This is a genomic window from Paenibacillus sp. FSL R7-0272, from assembly GCF_037969905.1.
Classification (GTDB): domain Bacteria; phylum Bacillota; class Bacilli; order Paenibacillales; family Paenibacillaceae; genus Paenibacillus; species Paenibacillus polysaccharolyticus.
Genome location: NZ_CP150221.1, coordinates 2,252,764 through 2,270,717, shown reverse-complemented (window position 1 = coordinate 2,270,717; position 17,954 = coordinate 2,252,764). Strand labels below are relative to the sequence as shown.

At 44.8% G+C, this 17,954-nt stretch carries 21 protein-coding genes; 6 read left to right on the top strand and 15 right to left on the bottom strand.

Annotated features, from left to right (window positions below):
• Position 1 precedes the first annotated feature (1 nt).
• Both MKY23_RS10140 and MKY23_RS10135 read left to right on the top strand, forming a co-directional pair.
• Positions 2-466, top strand: coding sequence for a C40 family peptidase (locus MKY23_RS10140; RefSeq protein WP_090924366.1), 465 nt, complete (start codon positions 2-4; stop codon positions 464-466).
• A 124-nt stretch (positions 467-590) separates the two neighbouring features.
• A complete protein-coding gene (locus tag MKY23_RS10135; protein WP_339837674.1) occupies positions 591-1,289 on the top strand; it encodes a hypothetical protein in 699 nt (232 codons plus the stop codon).
• A gap of 52 nt (positions 1,290-1,341) precedes the next feature.
• Here the strand turns inward: MKY23_RS10135 and MKY23_RS10130 are convergent, their stop codons facing one another.
• The 4 genes from MKY23_RS10130 to MKY23_RS10115 form a co-directional block, all read right to left on the bottom strand.
• The gene (locus tag MKY23_RS10130) at positions 1,342-1,671 is read right to left on the bottom strand and encodes a carboxymuconolactone decarboxylase family protein (protein ID WP_090924755.1); all 330 of its coding nucleotides are present in this window, start codon (positions 1,669-1,671) and stop codon (positions 1,342-1,344) included.
• 180 nt (positions 1,672-1,851) lie between these two features.
• Positions 1,852-2,070 (bottom strand): hypothetical protein, encoded by a 219-nt coding sequence (locus MKY23_RS10125; protein ID WP_090924754.1) that lies wholly within the window; start codon positions 2,068-2,070, stop codon positions 1,852-1,854.
• Between the two features lie 118 nt (positions 2,071-2,188).
• The gene (locus tag MKY23_RS10120) at positions 2,189-2,518 is read right to left on the bottom strand and encodes a hypothetical protein (protein ID WP_024629266.1); all 330 of its coding nucleotides are present in this window, start codon (positions 2,516-2,518) and stop codon (positions 2,189-2,191) included.
• 98 nt (positions 2,519-2,616) lie between these two features.
• Positions 2,617-3,198, bottom strand: coding sequence for a xanthine phosphoribosyltransferase (locus MKY23_RS10115; protein WP_251502829.1), 582 nt, complete (start codon positions 3,196-3,198; stop codon positions 2,617-2,619).
• A gap of 204 nt (positions 3,199-3,402) precedes the next feature.
• Between MKY23_RS10115 and MKY23_RS10110 the strand changes: the two genes are divergently transcribed.
• Both MKY23_RS10110 and catA read left to right on the top strand, forming a co-directional pair.
• Complete coding sequence (locus tag MKY23_RS10110; RefSeq protein WP_339837670.1) at positions 3,403-4,461, top strand: hypothetical protein; 1,059 nt, start codon at positions 3,403-3,405, stop codon at positions 4,459-4,461.
• 148 nt (positions 4,462-4,609) lie between these two features.
• The gene (gene catA / locus MKY23_RS10105; RefSeq protein ID WP_339837667.1) at positions 4,610-5,260 is read left to right on the top strand and encodes a type A chloramphenicol O-acetyltransferase; all 651 of its coding nucleotides are present in this window, start codon (positions 4,610-4,612) and stop codon (positions 5,258-5,260) included.
• A 71-nt stretch (positions 5,261-5,331) separates the two neighbouring features.
• Here catA and MKY23_RS10100 read toward each other — a convergent pair whose 3' ends face one another.
• The 6 genes from MKY23_RS10100 to MKY23_RS10075 form a co-directional block, all read right to left on the bottom strand.
• On the bottom strand, positions 5,332-6,456 hold the full coding sequence (locus MKY23_RS10100) for a glycosyltransferase family 4 protein (RefSeq protein ID WP_339837664.1): 1,125 nt from the start codon (positions 6,454-6,456) through the stop codon (positions 5,332-5,334).
• 372 nt (positions 6,457-6,828) lie between these two features.
• Positions 6,829-7,377: a GNAT family N-acetyltransferase gene (locus tag MKY23_RS10095; RefSeq protein ID WP_339837661.1), complete on the bottom strand. Its 549-nt coding sequence runs from the start codon at positions 7,375-7,377 to the stop codon at positions 6,829-6,831.
• A 195-nt stretch (positions 7,378-7,572) separates the two neighbouring features.
• Positions 7,573-8,664: a hypothetical protein gene (locus MKY23_RS10090; protein ID WP_339837658.1), complete on the bottom strand. Its 1,092-nt coding sequence runs from the start codon at positions 8,662-8,664 to the stop codon at positions 7,573-7,575.
• 129 nt (positions 8,665-8,793) lie between these two features.
• A complete protein-coding gene (locus MKY23_RS10085) occupies positions 8,794-9,597 on the bottom strand; it encodes a Cof-type HAD-IIB family hydrolase (RefSeq protein ID WP_339837654.1) in 804 nt (267 codons plus the stop codon).
• Between the two features lie 22 nt (positions 9,598-9,619).
• Positions 9,620-10,381: a pseudouridine synthase gene (locus MKY23_RS10080; RefSeq protein WP_339837651.1), complete on the bottom strand. Its 762-nt coding sequence runs from the start codon at positions 10,379-10,381 to the stop codon at positions 9,620-9,622.
• A complete protein-coding gene (locus MKY23_RS10075; RefSeq protein WP_339837649.1) occupies positions 10,378-12,072 on the bottom strand; it encodes an RsmB/NOP family class I SAM-dependent RNA methyltransferase in 1,695 nt (564 codons plus the stop codon). The genes MKY23_RS10080 and MKY23_RS10075 overlap by 4 nt, the downstream gene beginning before the upstream one ends.
• A gap of 220 nt (positions 12,073-12,292) precedes the next feature.
• Between MKY23_RS10075 and MKY23_RS10070 the strand changes: the two genes are divergently transcribed.
• Positions 12,293-12,841: a thioredoxin family protein gene (locus MKY23_RS10070; protein ID WP_145412612.1), complete on the top strand. Its 549-nt coding sequence runs from the start codon at positions 12,293-12,295 to the stop codon at positions 12,839-12,841.
• 107 nt (positions 12,842-12,948) lie between these two features.
• On the opposite strand, the gene MKY23_RS10065 is transcribed toward MKY23_RS10070, so the two are convergent.
• From MKY23_RS10065 to MKY23_RS10055, 3 genes are all read right to left on the bottom strand, one after another.
• On the bottom strand, positions 12,949-13,470 hold the full coding sequence (locus MKY23_RS10065; RefSeq protein WP_154983998.1) for a DUF309 domain-containing protein: 522 nt from the start codon (positions 13,468-13,470) through the stop codon (positions 12,949-12,951).
• A complete protein-coding gene (locus MKY23_RS10060; protein WP_339837642.1) occupies positions 13,457-14,272 on the bottom strand; it encodes a GTP pyrophosphokinase family protein in 816 nt (271 codons plus the stop codon). The genes MKY23_RS10065 and MKY23_RS10060 overlap by 14 nt, the downstream gene beginning before the upstream one ends.
• A 134-nt stretch (positions 14,273-14,406) precedes the next feature.
• Complete coding sequence (locus MKY23_RS10055; RefSeq protein WP_154886558.1) at positions 14,407-15,504, bottom strand: quinone-dependent dihydroorotate dehydrogenase; 1,098 nt, start codon at positions 15,502-15,504, stop codon at positions 14,407-14,409.
• Between the two features lie 254 nt (positions 15,505-15,758).
• Between MKY23_RS10055 and MKY23_RS10050 the strand changes: the two genes are divergently transcribed.
• Positions 15,759-15,896 carry a hypothetical protein gene (locus tag MKY23_RS10050; protein ID WP_167375854.1) on the top strand — a complete coding sequence of 46 codons (138 nt, stop codon included), beginning with the start codon at positions 15,759-15,761 and terminating at the stop codon, positions 15,894-15,896.
• 86 nt (positions 15,897-15,982) lie between these two features.
• On the opposite strand, the gene MKY23_RS10045 is transcribed toward MKY23_RS10050, so the two are convergent.
• Positions 15,983-17,371: a L,D-transpeptidase gene (locus tag MKY23_RS10045; protein WP_339837639.1), complete on the bottom strand. Its 1,389-nt coding sequence runs from the start codon at positions 17,369-17,371 to the stop codon at positions 15,983-15,985.
• Between the two features lie 225 nt (positions 17,372-17,596).
• Entirely contained in the window at positions 17,597-17,839 is a 243-nt protein-coding gene (locus MKY23_RS10040; RefSeq protein WP_090924741.1) for a ferredoxin, read from the bottom strand.
• Between the last annotated feature and the right edge of the window lie 115 nt (positions 17,840-17,954).

Below are 17,954 nucleotides of genomic sequence, written 5' to 3'. Positions count from 1 at the left end.
TTTGAAAAAACTGATTATTTCCATTTTTGGGGCTGCTGTACTATTTACATCCGGGGCAACAAGCACAGAGGCAAGCACAATTAATACGATGGTTAACAATATGACAGGCATCCCGTACAAATGGGGCGGCACAACCATGGCCGGCTTCGATTGTTCCGGGTTTATGAGATATCTTTTCAACAAATATAGCATTGAGCTCCCTCGCACGTCGCAACAACAAGCGAAAGCCGGAACACCTGTCTCCAAAGCAAGCATTCGTACAGGAGATCTGGTCTTCTTCAACACAACAGGTAGAGGCATCTCACATACAGGAGTATACATCGGTGGAGGTCAATTCGCACATGCCTCCAGCAGCAAAGGTGTCAGCATCACCAAGTTGTCCAATCCGTATTTCAATGATCGTTATGTAACCGCAAGACGGGTGACAGGTCAATTTATGTACAACAAAATGTTGGGTAAACTTTAATGCTACATGTTAAAGAAAGAAGCAGCCACAAAGGTGCTTCTTTTTTATATCCATTTTTTGTCTTCAATTGCTTCCCTCAAATCCTGTAAAATATTTAAGGACATGAAAGGAGAACAGACAAAAAATGAAGAAGATGATGTTCGTTTTAAGTTTTGCTGCTTTAGTATTCACAATCCTAGGTTGCAGTAACGGGAATGCAAACGATTTTCGAGATTTTTCTTGGGGCACCAAGATCGACAAGGTCATTTCAACTGAAAAAAAGAATGGGAACGCTACTTATGAAGAGGACAACTTTTATGAACATGAAAAAAGCATTACATACTCTAATCTAATTGTTCTTGGTAAAAAAGCTGACGCTACATACGTTTTTATTGATCTTTTAGATAATACAAGCCGCCAGGATCTAATGAACGAAAGTAATACATTGCTTAAGGAATTGGAAAATCCAGAAACGACAGAATCAAGGAAAGAAGAAATTTACAAGCTTATGGATCAGAGAATAGAAGAAATGAAAACTGCAGCAAGTTCATATCCATTGGATGACTTCTTACTGCGACAGGCATTTTATCATTTTGACACGTTAAGCAGCCAAGAATCCGATGAAATCCTCGCAGAGCTTACTCAGAAATATGGTGAGCCGAAGATCGAAACCTTTGCTAACTCCCTTATTTATCTTTGGGAAAATGATCGCTCAAACATCGAATATGACACAGGAAGATCCAGAATAATGTATAGTGCAAAATACTCCATCATGGAGCAATTTGCAGATGTAGACAAGTACAACAAGAAATCAAACAGTAAAGAAAGTAATGATGAACTTTAAAAAAAGGTCATACCGCTCTATAAAAGAGCGGTATGACCTTTTGCTTCATCCACTAATGGAGCGCCTTCTGCACCCTCATTGCTCCCTGTGACAGAGCATGTCCGCCGCCCACTGCACCAGCAACAGCTACCGTCTCCATGATCTCCTGATCGGTCGCTCCCTTGGACCGGGCTTCCTCCACATGATAGAACGTGCACACTTCGTTATTAGCAAACAAACCGATACCTAGCGCAATTAACTGCTTGGTTTTGGCGTCAAGCACACCCGGCTGGAAGCACTCTCCCGTAAACTCATGATATGATTTCACCACATCCGGGAGAACGTCGCTTAATGCGCCAATCTGATCCTTATACGCATGAACTTTATCATTCATCAATGTCATGACTTGCAACACACCCTTTCGGCTGTAAATACAGCGAATTGTTCCACTGTACCTATCTTCTCTCGCGTGCGTCGCAAATATGCCTGATCCTGATGGTAATTCCAAACATTTAGTGTAGCAGACATTCTCTTAGAAGGAGCTCCGGTAACGTGAATCCGTTAAGCTAAGCACTCATGTCATTTATTCACTTAAAACACTTTGACGAGGCTCACTGAACAGCTGATAACGGTAAGACCGATCCAGCTTCACAACACGGCGATTTTGCCTGCGAATAAGTACTTGCTCATCATCCCAGGCTACCACGATGCCCGTTACATCATTAGACTCCAGTTCATCCCGCACTACTCTTACCTTCTCCCCTGACAAACGCAGGGCATCCAATTCTGTATCACTAATCATGTCATAACTCCTATACTCAAATTTCTTTACAAAAAGAGACCTAAATGAAAAGTCATTTAGGTCTCACGTGACTGTATTGGACTGTCATGTCATTCGAAAAAAATGTCCCGACTGAGAGTTACCGCTGCGCGTGCTCTTTGCTGTCGTTCTTCTCGAACCAAAAATCAAGCACTTTGGCGGACATCACACGTTCTTCAAGGTACTCTACTTGGTGCGGTGTAAATTGTTCTTTCCAAGAGAAGGACAACTCTTCACACAAGCCTACAATCGTCAGTAATTCTGACCAGGCAACATAGCGTTTGTACCAGAAAAATTGAGGATGTTCAATCATATAGGGATAAAGGTCATCGAATTCCGTATGTTTACAATCCAGGGCACGTTCAAAATGAACTTTCGATTCCGCCAGCTTATCAATAAAGAATTGTTCTGTTGCCGGTTGGTTCCCCATGGTGTTGCCTCCTCTCCCTAACATAACCCCATTATAAAGGAAATCTAAGGCCATGCAAAGTCATACTTCAAAAATTAGGCCCAATTTCCTTCAAAAAGTCACATTTCATTATCGTCGAATTGCACGGTGCCATTATTCAGTGAACGAATGCGTACAAGAGCTTCTACTGGAATCCCTTGTTCACGGATGGTGCGAGCACCAGCCTGGAAGCACTTCTCCACCACAACACCAAATCCCACAAGTTCTGCGCCGGAACGCTCAATAATTTTAATTACGCCGCGGGCGGCATCTCCGTTTGCAATAATGTCATCAATGAACAAAATGCGGTCATTTTCGTGAATGTATTCGCGAGACACCATAATATCCGTTACGATTCCTTTCGTAAAGGATGGTACACGTTCGCAGTAGGCATCAGGATCGGCCAGAAGCGTTTTTTTGCGGCGGGCAAATACCAAAGGTACCCCCAGTTCATGTGCTGCGGCAAAAGCAACCGGAATCCCTGATGATTCCACCGTAATCACCCGAGTAACTCCACTCTCGCGAAAACGAGCAGCAAACTCCCGTCCCATCTCCATCGTTAATGCAGGATCAATCTGATGGTTCAGAAGACCATCCAGTTTCAATACCTGATCCGAGATGACGACACCCTCTTGTAAAATTCGTTGTTTTAATACGTCCATGATTTGACCTCCCAAGCCTATCCTATGAGGTATAAAGTATCATATATCCGGCTACAAGTTCAAGCGAAATCAACCCTAAGTCCACAGAACCTGAACATTCAGAGCCGTTATCCGATCCTGCAGTCATGACTTTCATTGGTCAAGCATAACTTGTACTATGGTACCCGCATGTCCAACAATCCCGGGACCTGAAAGGGGAAACACATGAAACAGGTATTCCGGGTGCTACAGATTGCATTCACATACATCGGAACTGTTGTCGGGGCCGGCTTTGCCACAGGACAGGAAATATTGCAGTTTTTTACCCAATATGGCAAGTGGGCCACAATCACCATCACTTTGTCCACCATGCTCTTTGTCTGGCTCGGAACCAAAATGATGCTTATTGCTCATGATACCCGTTCGCGTTCCTATGAGGATCTTAACAAACATCTGTTTGGTCACAAAGCTGGCAAATGGATCACATGGATTACTCTTATTGTTCTGATCGGTGTAAACAGCGTCATGCTCGCCGGGGCGGGTTCTGTCTTTATGGAACATCTGGGTTTGCACTACCAAACTGGTTTGATCATCACTTTGATCGGTACATATCTTCTTCTGGGACGCGGAATGCAAGCTATTCTGCAAATGAACAGTATTGTGGTGCCCATGATGCTTCTGTTGTCCCTGCTTATGATTTTCAGTACGCTACATCATCCGGGTGTCTTTCGTTTTGTCACACTGACAACAGATAGCAATCCGTTTCAGGTATGGATTTCCCCATTACTTTACACCGCATTTAACCTTGCGCTCGCTCAAGCGGTACTTGTACCTGTAGGCAATCAGATTCGTCATCGCAATACATTAAAATGGGGCGGAATTCTAGGCGGGATTGGCGTAGGTTTTATGCTGATGGCAGCCCATTTTGCAATGTCGGCCCAGATGCCAGGCATCGTACAGTTTGAAATCCCTATGGGAAGTATCGCTTTTCAACTGGGATGGATAGTGCAATCTGTATATGTCTCATTGATTTTTATGGAAATATTTACAACGTTTGTTGCCGACATCTACGGCATGACTTTGCAACTTAGACAACATATCGATGTTCATCCCCGGTTGATTACACTAGTCATCATGATGCTATGTTACTCGTTTAGCCAATTTGGATTCAGCTCCCTTTTATCCGTTCTTTATCCCATTTTCGGATGCATGGCACTCTTTTGGGCGGGTAAGCTCATTAGGGATCGTTGGGGTACATTTCGTGGTCGGAATAATATGAATTGAAGATGGAGATATGAGGTTGAAGCCGTTTAAATGGATAAAGTTATGGTACAATTTAAAGTAAATCTTAGTTAAGGATGGGTTCTGATGAAAAAAGCAGACAACTTGGCCTCCTAAATTCGTTCTAGATAAAATTTAGGAGGCTCATCTAATGAATTTTAACAAAATTGATTTTAACACTTGGAATAGAACAGACACATTCCATCACTATATGAATCAAAATACTTCATTCAGCCTAACCAATGAAATGGATGTAACTGCTGTATATCAACTCATCAAACAAAAAGAATATCGATTCTATCCTGCATTTATCTTTTTAATTTCAAGTGTGGTTAACTCAAATCGTGCTTTTAGAACGGGTTACAACAAGGATGGAGATCTGGGATATTGGGATATGCTAGAACCGCTCTATACCATCTTTGATCACTCATCTGAGTCGTTCTCTGCCATTTGGACTCGTGTTACCGATGATTTCAACACGTTTCAAGATGCCTACATTATCGATGTAGAAAAATATAAACGTTCAGGCAAGCTGTTTCCCAAGACACCTATACCTGAAAATGTGTTTTCCCTTTCGATGATTCCTTGGACATCTTTTACTGGATTTAACTTAAATATCAACAATAATAACCGTTACCTTCTTCCCATAATTACGGCAGGGGGATTCATCCACAAAGGTAATTCGATATTTTTACCATTATCACTACAGGTTCATCACTCAGTTTGTGATGGTTACCATGCCGGATTGTTCATGAATGCTGTTCAGGAATTAGCAAACAATCCAGAGGATTGGCTGTTGTAAAATCCGTTATATACAAAAAGGCCGCTGTATCACACTACAGCGGCTTGTTTCATATATTTGCTCTCCCAGTTTTACGCCTGAAATTGCAAGTACATTTTTTTCAAATCATTCACCGATCTTCCCAGCGAGTAAAATGTTTTGGCTTTTTCACAAGCGGAACGAGCCAGTTCATAGCGATATGCCGGGTCCAGCATGACCTTTTCCAAGGCATCAGCCAGCGCAGTTGGATCTTCAGGTGGTACGAGCAGTCCATTTACACCATCCTCAATCTGTTCAGGGATTCCCCCCACATCGGTGCCTACAAGCGCCAGACAGCTAAGCGCCGCTTCGGCGAACACTGAACCGAAGGCTTCTGCACGCGATGGCAGTACAAACACATCAAAGAATGGCATAAACTCTTCAGGATGTAGCGTATATCCATAAAAAATCGTTTCATTATAAATTCCCAGACGCTGTGCGAGCTCTTCCAGATCGGGACGAATTGGTCCATCTCCAATAATATGAAGTACATAATCATGTCCCCTATCCTTTAACTCCGCACAAGCTTTAAACAAAATATCTAATCCCTTGGCGGGAACAAGCCGGCAGACCGTTACCAGTTGCGGGACCGCATTATCATGGGGAATCGGTTTGAACCGCTTCTCATCAAAACCATTCGGAATAATGCCGATGCGTTCTGGATGTTTCACATACGGGCTCAAATATCGACGGAATGAATCAGATACCGTTAGCAGACGCTCGGCACGATACTCAAGCTCTCCATAGATGGCTTGCAGGAATTGATGTTCCAGCCCGTCAGGCTCTATACGGCCATTCAAAATAAGCTCTCTCTCATAACTGGAGTGAATGGTTTGAATGAGGGGAACCTCAGGAAACACCGACTTCATGGCAAGCCCTGCAATAGGATGATGCGCATGAATCAGATCATAGGGCTTCTGAATGCGAAGCTTGGTCCACCATAGATAGTCACGATATGTCTGAATATACTTTTGTACCACAGGACTATCCTGATAGAGGGTCCAGTCAAACGTATCAAACTGTACTTCCTCTCTCCCTTTGTTACGAATACGTTTGGGCAAGGAAAACAGGTCCATCTCCCATCTTGGGCTTGCAAACCTCTCCTGCATATAAGGAATCATAGAGGATACACCTCCGGGCTGCTCCGGAGGAAAGAATAGAGCCTGTAGCAATTTCAACGTCATTATCCCCCTTTCCAACTTCATTTCTCTTTTTCCACATTCATTTATGATATATTAGAACATATGTTCAGTAAAGCGGCTCTTGAGCCTCCAACTCCGTTCTTTACACGAAAATGTATTTTCATGCATTTTATTGAATACCATTAATGTTTATTATGACATAGAAAAGCAAGAACATCCACCGCTTTGACAACTTAATTATTGAGTCTTATATACAACATATTCAGTCAATTCCACATGCAGAAGCTTATGTTTTACATTTGTCTCTTCATCAAAGGACTAAGCTGAGTATAGAAAACTAGACGCACAAGCTTAGCTGCTTCCAGGTTCTTCCTCATGATGTTCTCAACAATTCGTCACGAATTCTTGCTACAATTCAACCGGTTTCTCGTAAATGCTGAACCCATCATGCTTACCTGCATAGCCGAATCCATTTCCTGCATAAAATGTGTTTAACGTGACATTGTCAGCCCCGCAATCCAATCGTACGAGAGACTTATTTGCGAATTGTATGCCACGACTCGACCATTCCAATATGGACTTCCCCAGACCTGTTCGAGCATATTTTCTTCGTATGGCAAGTCGATGTAGATAGAGCGCCCCATCTTCCGCGTGGGCCTGATCTCCCCACAGCTTGAGATCCCATGGACTTGGCTTCTGCATGAGAATGACCATTCCAGCAATCTGCGCTTCTTTTTTGAAAACAAAGACGTCCCCTCGGCGAATGGCCGAAGGTGTATCATGAGAATCTTCCCCTTGTAACAATGCATTCCATTGGGAAGAGCCTTTACTTTTCAACCAGGATGCCGTCTCTGCAAGCAATGAGAGCACCTCTTCCGTGTCCTCCGGCTGTGCTTGAACAGCTTGAAAGCCATCATTAATGTACTGGCTGTGAATGGTGAATGTGTGTGTCATCATGTCCCTCCTATATGCTCCGGTTTCGACTGCTCGCTTCCCTTGGTTTGGACTACGTCCAAATCCAAAAGTCGCTCCCATTCGATACCATCGCAACTGCATTAATTAAAGAACTAGTCGTAATATACCGAGAAAAGTTTTTTTCGTCAAAAAATCAAATTAAAATACTCAAAAAAAAGGATAAAAGGCGTCCGCCTCTTACCCTTCCATTCTGGCTTCGTCAATAATCTGATTACGGTAGAGCATCGTGAGATGTAGTGAGTCGAATTCAATCTCTTTATTTAGCTCCCTCATTAGCACTTCTACCAACGTTTTACGCTGCACACTCGTGCCTGGCACATCGTAATCCATATAACCTGTCAAATCGGAATGTGACGTATCTATGGTCGCTGTGCCCACGGGCAGACCTCCGCGCTCCTGAACGAAAAGATCATATATTCTGAACTCCCGATCCTTGTTCCTGAGCATTACATAACATGCTTCTTCCGCCTCTTCTGGCTCAATCATATCTCCGGTCGCATCAATGGAGTTATCTTGCTCTTCATCTTCCTCCAGCTCTTCGGAAAAATCACGATGCACCCATTCTAGCGTCTGCAACTCGTTCCCCTGATGCCATATCCGAATGGTAATCGTATCAATGATCTCCTCATCCAGTTCCCGTACAAGCAATTCTGCCGCAGCTTCCTGTACCATGTCGTCAGGTTCTTCGTACCAGTGAATCTCCCCCTGTGCATCGGCTCCATACTGTTTGAGCGTAGCCTCTGCTACCTCTTCCCCTTCAACATCATTGAATACATAGCTAGATAAGTTACGACCGGCGCTGATCATCTCCATTTCCAGCAGATGTTCCTGGTCTTCATATGTAAACGATTCATCCCGAGATGCGGGAATGATATTCAGCTCGCCTGGAAAATCATCACCATAACGGCTCTCTTCGTCATTCGGTTCGTCGTCTTCCGTAGTCACTGTTCCGCGAGAAGACCATAACGTCTCCTCACTTCGTTCCGCTGGTTGCAGGACGGAATGCAACGTGCCACAGCTCACCAAAACTTCATAGTAGGATGCCGCCACCGCATCTGCAAGCGCACGAACATAAGCATGTACCTTATCAATAATTAGCTGCTCTACTTCCTCTTCTATAGACTCCTGTTCCAGTTGAAGGCTGCCTGACAGACGCTCCCCTTCTCTGTAGATCAGTAAAAGCGAGCCTGTATATCTGCCATCTACCATAATATCCTGCACTTCACCACTTGCTGTGCGCAGATCCGCCGTTAAATCAATCTGTACCATTGACAGTCCTCCTCATTCCTAACGTATTCTCTTAGGATGCCCCTAGAGACAGTAGTTTATGAGGCACTGTACATTTTCGAACGATGATGGAGACTTTTTCGTAGATCAAGTAAGGAAGCAGCGGAAGATTTATACGGACAAAATATACTTGTGGATCGCGTGCGCAACCCCTTCATCATTGTTAGACAAGGTCACTTCATCGGATGCGGCCTTCACCTCTTCTGGAGAGTTATCCATCGCAATCCCTTTACCGGCAAAAGTAAGCATCGTAATATCATTGAAATAGTTACCAATGGCCATGATCTCGGATGGCACAATGCCTTTGGAATCTGCCAGCCTTTTAAGCGCCGTACCTTTGGAAGCTTCGGGATGCATCAGATCAATGAAAAAGTCACCGCTACGTGTTATGTAATACGGCAGATTCCAGGACGTCCACTCGCGCTGGACCATATCCATCTGCTCGATGGGGCCAAAAGCTGTAAACTTCGCCAGAGGTTCAGTCATATCTGCCCAACGGGGTAGCTTAAGCGGCTCAGCCAGGAAATTATAATACATCTGCCTTACCTGTAATTCCAAACCTTCGGGTTGATCCACATATAGACCAAAGGCGGTATTGATGTCAAAATGCACATCATTTTCACGACAGTACGTCATAATAGGTTCAAGTCCCTGGGTATCCAGAGCAAACTGATGAATAACTTCACGTGTCTCCACATGCGCAGTAACCGCACCATTATGCGTGATAACATAACCATCCAGACCCATCTGTTTCATAAAAGGAATCGTGTTGGCCGGGCCTCGGCCTGAACAAAGCACAATCTCCGCCCCTTGGCGTGAGGCCTGAATCAGTGTTTCTTGTGTCCATTCAGTCAATTCATGATCATCATTCAATAAAGTTCCGTCAACATCCAGTGCAATCAATTTGTACGTCATATGCTTCTCATCCCATCTGTGTTTAGTTGGTTGCATTGTTATTTCGCAAACAAGCCAGCTCTTCTGCAGTTAACTCGCGGTAACTCCCGATTGCTAGATCGGAATCCAGCTTAAGTTCTCCCATGGCTACACGTTTCAAATAGATAACACGTTTGTCCACAGCCTGGAACATGCGTTTAACCTGATGAAACTTCCCCTCATGGATAATAAGCGAAATAAGCGATACGATGCCTTCATCTGTTTCTTCATATCCCAGCACAGTCAGCTCCGCCGGCATGGCCTCATACCCGTCATCGAGTCTAACGCCAGCTGCGAAACGCTGCACGTCATCCACATCCACTTTCCCGAGCACCCGTGCTTCGTATGTTTTGGGTACATGTTTTCGAGGGGATAACAGATCATGGGCAAGAGGGCCATCATTTGTCAAAATAAGAAGTCCCTCCGTATCTTTGTCCAGCCTCCCTACCGGGAATGGTTGAAAGATCCGATCTTCTTTGCGCAACAGATCCAGCACCGTTTTATCCCGAGCATCTTCCGTCGCAGATACAACACCGGGCGGTTTGTGAAGCATCAGATAGATCATTTCACGGTAAACAATCCGCTCACCATCCGCTTCAATGATGTTTATTGCCGGATCAACCTGAATGCCGCTGTCCTTTACCGCTTTGCCATCCACATGAATACGTCCCTGCTTCACCATTTTTTTAAGCTCGCTGCGTGTACCTACACCCATATGACTCAAAATTTTATCCAATCGCTGTGTTTGTTTGCCTTTCCCACTCATACCGATGTCCACCTCCATCCTGCAGGGTATTCATTTTTCAATACACCATCCAGCCATTTGCCCCAGCCGGCCGCATATCCATCCACGCATACGAGCACATACCCCTTAGGCGCTGCTCCTTCCAGAAGGTTAAGCCGTTCTTGCTCTATATTCAGCGTTTCCCCTTTCAAGTACCTCACTGCTTCTCCATCTTCAGAAGACAGATGCACACTTCGATGTGCCTCGGATGCACGCAAAGCGCACGCAAGGGGATGGGACGGAACGAATCTCCCATTTTTAACCGTGCCCATAAACCATCCGGGGCGAATCACTTTCAACCCTTCCAGACGGGCAGCACCTACCGCTGACTGGTATACACGATCCCCGTAACATACCGTCTCACCTTCAAGCGGTATAACCAGATTCTCATTTACAAACTGAGCATAGACCGCTAATGGATCAGCTGAACTGGAATCCGCACCTCGTCCTTGCCCTCGCTCAGACTTGCGACCACCAGCCTCTTTCCCTTTTTTGCTTGGTTTCGCGGTGTGTTTACCACCGCGTGTACTTTTGTCGTTGCTTGCTCTAGATTCAACCCGTAACAAACGTTCCTTTTTACGATCGGCTTTGGTTATAGGAAGCGAAGCCGATCGTAAAAAGGAACGATCCTCACTCGGTTCATGCAACAATCCGGACTCAGGCACACGTTGTCCAGCACCACGTTTTTCTTCATGTAACTCTTTACCTAACTCTAGATTAGATTCATCAGAGTGTTTGATCACAGCAACATAATGTCCCTCTCCTTCTAACAAGTGAGGCCACAATCGGGCTGTACCGCGCGTTTGATCCAGCACTTCTTCTGTCTCCGTCGCCTGATCTGGCAACATCTCACGCACCCAATCCGGACGTCCTGGGGCAAATCCAGCGGTATCAGCAATATTAACTACAGCAAAATCACGATTTAACTTCAAAAACTCGGCAATCATCGCTTCGTTTTCCTCCGGCGCAAAGGTACAGGTCGAATAAACAATCGTTCCTCCTGGAGCCAATAACCGCGCTGCCGTTTCGAGAATATCTCGCTGCATCAACACACACTTCTCCACAGAATGATGTTCCCAGGATTTCACCATGTCTTCATCCTTACGGAACATGCCTTCGCCTGAGCACGGTGCATCGATCAACACTTTATCAAAATAATGAGGAAACGCATCCGCGATGCGCTCAGGTGACTCATTCAGCACAACGGCATTTCTTACGCCGTACAGCTCCACGTTTTTGGCAAGTGCTTTGGTACGCTCTGAATGAATGTCATTCGTGACAAGCACGCCCTTACCTTGCAACTTGGCAGCAATCTGGGTTGATTTCCCCCCAGGAGCAGCACACAAGTCGAGTACGCGATCTCCAGGCTGGACGTTCAGTTGCTCCACGGGAGCCATTGCACTCGGTTCCTGAATATAATAGAGACCCGCGTGGTAATAGGGATGCAAACCAGGCTTCACCCCATGAGGCACGTAAAAACCCGTTTCGCACCAGGGAATAGGTCTTAAGTCAAACGGGGCAATCTCTTTAAATTGTTCCATTGATATTTTAAGCGTATTTATGCGGAGCCCGGCATGCGGGGATTGTTCATACGATTGTATAAAAGATTCAAATTCATCGCCAAGCAAACGTTTCATTCGCTCTGCGAAGTCCAAAGGCAACTGTACGGCCATAGTTCCACTCATCCTATCCTGTTAAAATGACATATTGCTCTATGTTATCATATCCTGATTTTGCTTGCCTATCCTATCATGTGTATTCCACTACAGCGTGTAATGTAGTATAATGCTAATAGATTGTTTTATCAGCAAAAATTCGGTTGTTTATGCATATTATCCCAGTCTGCATTTTTGTTGCAAATTTTATCTCGATATGAAAAATGGGGGATGAACAATGAATTCCAAGAAGAAAAAGAAAAGCGCTACAATCCTTATCTTCCTCGGCATACTAGTCGTCATGATTGCTGCGCTGGTTCTCGTGAACCAACAATCCAAGAAACAGATGGACACTGTAGAAAACGCTTATGGCATTGCAGCTTCCAAGCTTAATCCGGCTACAAGAGAGTTGCTCAAAGATCCTAACTATCAACAAATCATCCTGCCGGCTGATCTGAAAGCTAGAATCGATAACAAGGATAGCTTCTTTGTTTATTTCTTTGCTTCCGACTGCTCACACTGCCGTGCAACGACACCACAATTGATGCCGCTGGTAGACAGTGAAGGAATTAAGCTTCCACAGTTTAACCTGCGCGAGTTCGAATCCGGCTGGACAGATTACAACATTGAATTCACACCTACACTCGTTTATTACCAAGATGGCGTTGAGAAAGACCGCATGGTTGGCGGTTTGAAAGAGAACGGAAGCGACAACGGTTATACTCTGGACGACTACAAGCAATTTTTTGATAAGTATAAAGGCAGTGCAACTCCAAGTAAAAGCTAGTTCAATGAACTTTGGTAAAATTAAATTCAATAAACCAAAAACACCCCGATCATTCCTGTAAAGGAATCGTCGGGGTGTCTTGTTATACAAACATAGGATGTAGGACCCTAATTATTTGCTTGATGATTAGCGTTCTCGTCATGCTCATGTAACTCCGTCTGCTGTAGTGCCTTCATTTTCTCTTCGTAAATTCGTCCCCGGGTTGGACTTCGCCGCTGCGGAACATTAGGTTTCAGCTCCAGCGACCTTTTCTGTATATGCTGTACAAGTGCCTTATCCTCAATAAGGATAGACAGATCACGATACTCCAGTTTTTCAGAATCATGGTCTTGTAACTCGTTTACAATTCTGTGAACGTCAGCTTTCAAATCGCCCAGATGGATACCGAGAATACTGTCAGGATACGATTTCAGCAGTTCGAGAGAACTTTGCAGCATCATTCGTCCACCGCGAAAATTACGATTTCTATAGTGATACAGTCCCACCGCGATTTGCAGCAGGCCTTTGTATAGCGGGTCTCGATCTCTTTCCAACCACAATTCTTCAAGCACCTCATGACACTCGAAATAATCCCGATCCCGATTAAAATAAATCAGATAATCAATGTAGAGCGGTTCATAACTGCTCATCTGGATTTTCGCCCTTTCTGGCGTTGTTCAGAAGTCCCTTTACATCATCCAGCAGCACTTTGAGCCCCTCCATATCATTCCGTTCCCAGCAGTCATTGAATCGTCTCTGTGCTTCAATTGCCTCATGAACCAGATGATAGAAATACAGCTGTTGAATGATACTGAGCGTTCTTGACACAATATTGGAATCATCCTCGAAAGCCTTCTGCGCTTCCAGAATCTGCAGCCGGATCGCTGACATCTCATTATCGAGGACGAAAGCGGCCTCAGCTGTTTTCTTAAGTCTCGCTCGCATGTCTTCCGGCAGACTTTCCCGGTATTTATAGCTCAAAGAATGTTCAATCGTTGCCCAAAAATTCATGGCAAGTGTCCGAATCTGAATTTCGGCAAGCACTTTTTTCTGCCCCAAGGCCGTCTGTACAGGATACTCAATGATCATATGAAAACTGCGATAACCACTTTCTTTGAAGTTGGTTATATAATCTTTTTCGATCAATACGGTTAAATCTTTCCGTGCTCTGATGTACTCGGCAACACGCCTAATATCATCCACGAATTGACACATAATCCGAATACCCGCAACATCCTCTATCCCCGTCTCCACATCATCCAGTGCCACATTCAGACGTCTTGATTTTTCCAGAATACTGGAGATTTTTTTGACACGGCCTGTAACGAATTCTATCGGGGCATATTCTTCCCGTTTCTTCAATTCGGCCCGCATCGTTTTGAATTTGACCTTCAATTCCTCTACCGCTTGTTCATAAGGAAGTAAAAATGTACCCCAGTCTCTACCGTCCATCGTTAAGCCTCCTGTCTCTATAGCATCCCCTGTTCTTATCCATTATACATGATGTTTGCCGGGGGGAAGAGTCCTGATCCATTCTACACTCTCCCACGCTTCTATTATTCCGTGTTCTGGGGGTATATCGCTCTTTAACGGTGGTCTGCACCAACCGCCTCTGAAATATGATGATATCCGTCCTTACGCAGTAATTCGCGCAATCCAGCATGGATTTTACGGTTTACTTCTGGTCCTTCATAGATTAACGCAGTATAGATTTCTACCAGGCTTGCTCCGGCTTTAATTTTCTCATAAGCATCCTCACTGGTAAAAATGCCACCGGAGCCGATGATGGGGAGCTTGCCTTCAGTCTGTCTGTATACCTGACGAATGATTTCTGTTGAACGTTCACGTAGCGGCTTTCCACTGAGCCCGCCCGTTTCCTTCGCGTGCTGATGCGAGAGACCTTCACGACTAATCGTTGTATTCGTCGCAATGATACCCGACACCCCACTCGCCGCAATCGTCCCAACCATATATTCGAGTTCTTGCTCATTCACGTCAGGAGCTATTTTGACAAGCACGGATTTGGCTGCTCCACCAACCTTAGCCTGTTGGCGATTCATCTCTTCCATCACTGCGGCCAGCAGTTCTTTCAATTCATTCCCATGTTGCAGATTACGCAAATCCGGTGTATTTGGTGAACTGATATTGACCACAAACAAATCGGCATAAGTATATAACGCTTGTATACATTTCGCATAATCCAGATGAGCTTCCTCATTTGGAGTGACTTTATTTTTCCCAATATTGACCGCTACAGGGATACGACGTTCTTGCAGACGCGCCAGTTCTCCTGCCATCGCTTCTGCACCGAGATTGTTGAAGCCCATCCGGTTCACCAGCGCTTCATCTGGCGGTAAACGGAATAGGCGGGGTTGATCGTTGCCAGACTGTGCGAGCGGTGTCACCGTTCCAACCTCCATAAATCCGAACCCAATCGAAGAGAAGCCGGTAACAGCCTGTCCGTTTTTATCCAGACCTGCGGCTAGACCAACCGGTGTAGGAAAATGACAACCGAACATGTCCACCGCCAGATCCGGGGTTTCACGCACGCCGTACATGACACGTAGTCCGGATGGAACTGGACGGACACTACCCACACCGCTTAGGCCACCAATAATCAGATGATGGGCCTGTTCAGGGTCCATTTTAAACAATAAAGGTTTAGCAAGACTTTTGTATAACAAATCACTCACTCCGTTCTGGTTCGGTACGCCATATGGCCGCTCTCCGTCTCTTATATGTAAAAAAACTCTACACACAAGTCTAGCCGTTTCTCCTTCAAAAAGAAAGTCATTTACGCATAGACAAACAAATTTCAAATCAGATGATCTAAGCATAAGAAATCGACCTACCCACTGGAAATAGCAGGCTGAATTCTTTACAATGAAAGCATGGTTACTCTAGACCATTTCGATACCTATGAAGGAGGAAAAAAGCCATGGCTCAGAAACGTAAACCACCTGCATTGCAACAAAAAAAAGAAGAGGTCAATCGCAAAGCCATCATATGGACAGCAGCCAGCGTTGGCGGTTTGATCGTTATCATTGGTGCTTTGCTTATTATTGCCAATATGTAGTTGAATCAGCATCCACTAACCGAACTTACATATAGTAATCTCTGAGCTTAAAGGGAACTTTACAATTATATCAGAGAACTGCAGGGTCAATTTAGCCAGTGATATGTTTTGTTTGGATTGTTCTGCTGAGGAACAAGTTTGTACTTATACCGCTGTTCGGCTTTTGGCACAGATGTTAGCTCTGGGAGCAGATCTTTACCAATGCGCACCGGAGTTCCTTGCGGAGCAAGAGCGAACAACTCTTCCACATCCGCTTTGCTCATCCTCACACATCCAAGGGACTCATCAAGGCCGATGCTATCAGGCTCATTAGTCCCGTGGATGGCATAATTCGTATTCGAGAGCTGCATGCCTCGAGTTCCGAACTCTCCATTAGAGTGGCCATTCGGATTAACCACTTTATCCGTAATGACATAAGAGCCCTCAGGCGTCCGCTCTCCGCCCAGACCCACTTCATACATCCGAATGATCGTATCCCCGCTGATGAGTGCCAACCTGTGGTTACTCTTGTCGATTACAATCTCAAGCGGCTCTTCAAAAAAAGGCTGTCCCCCTAACGTATCAGCAAACGGTGCCTTTTTCGTCTTGGATGACCCGGTAGCCTGTTGTTTCCCGTTACCGTTAGAACTTGCCTCTTGAGCCTTGGATTGATGAGTGGCTAACAGCTGTGGAAACATCTCACTCATTTCAGCTGAAGTTTCTCCCAAAATATTGTTAGGAAACGGCTGGGCCAGTGCTGTGACAGTCTTTGGCCAGGATTTGTGTTGTTTATGATATGAAAGGATTGCACTTGACAACGCTGCGGCTGTCTCCTGTTTAGCTGTCCACGCGGAGGCCATACGTTTGATCTTAGAGGATACTTTAGGCGGTTCACAGTTACATTGTTCTGCATCATAACTCTGGGCCGTGAGCTTGCCTTTTTCATTGGTCTGCATAATGTATTTGACTGGCATATCCCGCTTCCAGACAGACCATTTCTCTGATGTCTGCATTCCGAGAACAGCCGTCGTATTCATTCCGGCACCTGATCCAGACCAGGCAGCAGCAAGAGCATCTCCCCCATCGTTTCCATTGCCAAATCCGGCCGCTGTGAACACATTGCTCTGCTCTGTGGACGTTGGACTCACTCCTTGTTGCTCTTTAGCAAGCTCTGCAGGAGGTGTGTCGTCCTCTGACTCCAGGGCTTCAGACAGGGCATCCGTCGCCCCTTTATGGGCACCAGGGGCATCTGCAGGCGGTAAACCCGCTAAAAGTAGTACCATTAACAGAGTCAGCCACATTTTGCGTCTGCGTTTCTTTTTCTCCTTAAGCTCAGACATCTCTACTAACTTATCCTGATAGTCCATCCATATGTCAGCAGGGGCTTTACTCCGCTCGAAAGCTTCATACACTTCGCCCGCTTGCTGAAAACAATAATTGGCCTTTCCTTCCTGTCCTTCGCCAAGGTACTCTTTGCCTAACAAATACCATGCCATTTTATTATCTGGATGTTTCTTGACATATGACCTTAGATCCGTATTTTGCATCTAATCCTCCACTATTCCGGCTTAAGCTTATAGAGTTATATATCGGCATCCAGCGTCAAAATATGCATAGGACTTCAGTACTTGGTACTAACCATTTGAATTTAACATATAAAAAAGCACACCTCCTGTCTCTGCGACAAAAAATGTGCTTTGATGTACATGAAATGAAAAAACTTAACCTTCTTTATTAAAAGGCTCGTCCGCTACTTTAATGGAGTCTGTAGGGCAACCATCGCATGCATCCTGCATATCATCGAACAAATCATCAGGGATGGCCTTGATTCCTTTGTTAGCATCGCCATCAAAGATCACTTCTGCCAAACCTTCATCATCATAATCATAGATATCTGGAGCTGTTGCTCCGCAAGCACCACATGCAATACATGTGTCTTTTTCAACCCAAGTATATTTACTCATTGTACAATCTCTCCTCCTAGAGTTCACCACGAACCGTGTTTTTATCTAAAAACATATTAAACCAAAGTTTGAATAATTACAAATGAAATTGCAACAACCACAACTTTATATTATC

Excerpts from the sequence above, each read along its gene's own strand:
- MKY23_RS10135 (WP_339837674.1), top strand. The coding sequence starts at position 591 with ATGAAGAAGATGATGTTCGTTTTAAGTTTTGCTGCTTTAGTATTCACA.
- MKY23_RS10130 (WP_090924755.1), bottom strand. The coding sequence starts at position 1,671 with ATGACATTGATGAATGATAAAGTTCATGCGTATAAGGATCAGATTGGC.
- MKY23_RS10125 (WP_090924754.1), bottom strand. The coding sequence starts at position 2,070 with ATGATTAGTGATACAGAATTGGATGCCCTGCGTTTGTCAGGGGAGAAG.
- MKY23_RS10120 (WP_024629266.1), bottom strand. The coding sequence starts at position 2,518 with ATGGGGAACCAACCGGCAACAGAACAATTCTTTATTGATAAGCTGGCG.
- MKY23_RS10115 (WP_251502829.1), bottom strand. The coding sequence starts at position 3,198 with ATGGACGTATTAAAACAACGAATTTTACAAGAGGGTGTCGTCATCTCG.
- MKY23_RS10110 (WP_339837670.1), top strand. The coding sequence starts at position 3,403 with ATGAAACAGGTATTCCGGGTGCTACAGATTGCATTCACATACATCGGA.
- catA (WP_339837667.1), top strand. The coding sequence starts at position 4,610 with ATGAATTTTAACAAAATTGATTTTAACACTTGGAATAGAACAGACACA.
- MKY23_RS10095 (WP_339837661.1), bottom strand. The coding sequence starts at position 7,377 with ATGATGACACACACATTCACCATTCACAGCCAGTACATTAATGATGGC.
- MKY23_RS10090 (WP_339837658.1), bottom strand. The coding sequence starts at position 8,664 with ATGGTACAGATTGATTTAACGGCGGATCTGCGCACAGCAAGTGGTGAA.
- MKY23_RS10085 (WP_339837654.1), bottom strand. The coding sequence starts at position 9,597 with ATGACGTACAAATTGATTGCACTGGATGTTGACGGAACTTTATTGAAT.
- MKY23_RS10080 (WP_339837651.1), bottom strand. The coding sequence starts at position 10,381 with ATGAGTGGGAAAGGCAAACAAACACAGCGATTGGATAAAATTTTGAGT.
- MKY23_RS10075 (WP_339837649.1), bottom strand. The coding sequence starts at position 12,072 with ATGGCCGTACAGTTGCCTTTGGACTTCGCAGAGCGAATGAAACGTTTG.
- MKY23_RS10070 (WP_145412612.1), top strand. The coding sequence starts at position 12,293 with ATGAATTCCAAGAAGAAAAAGAAAAGCGCTACAATCCTTATCTTCCTC.
- MKY23_RS10065 (WP_154983998.1), bottom strand. The coding sequence starts at position 13,470 with ATGAGCAGTTATGAACCGCTCTACATTGATTATCTGATTTATTTTAAT.
- MKY23_RS10060 (WP_339837642.1), bottom strand. The coding sequence starts at position 14,272 with ATGGACGGTAGAGACTGGGGTACATTTTTACTTCCTTATGAACAAGCG.
- MKY23_RS10050 (WP_167375854.1), top strand. The coding sequence starts at position 15,759 with ATGGCTCAGAAACGTAAACCACCTGCATTGCAACAAAAAAAAGAAGAG.
- MKY23_RS10045 (WP_339837639.1), bottom strand. The coding sequence starts at position 17,371 with ATGGCATGGTATTTGTTAGGCAAAGAGTACCTTGGCGAAGGACAGGAA.
- MKY23_RS10040 (WP_090924741.1), bottom strand. The coding sequence starts at position 17,839 with ATGAGTAAATATACTTGGGTTGAAAAAGACACATGTATTGCATGTGGT.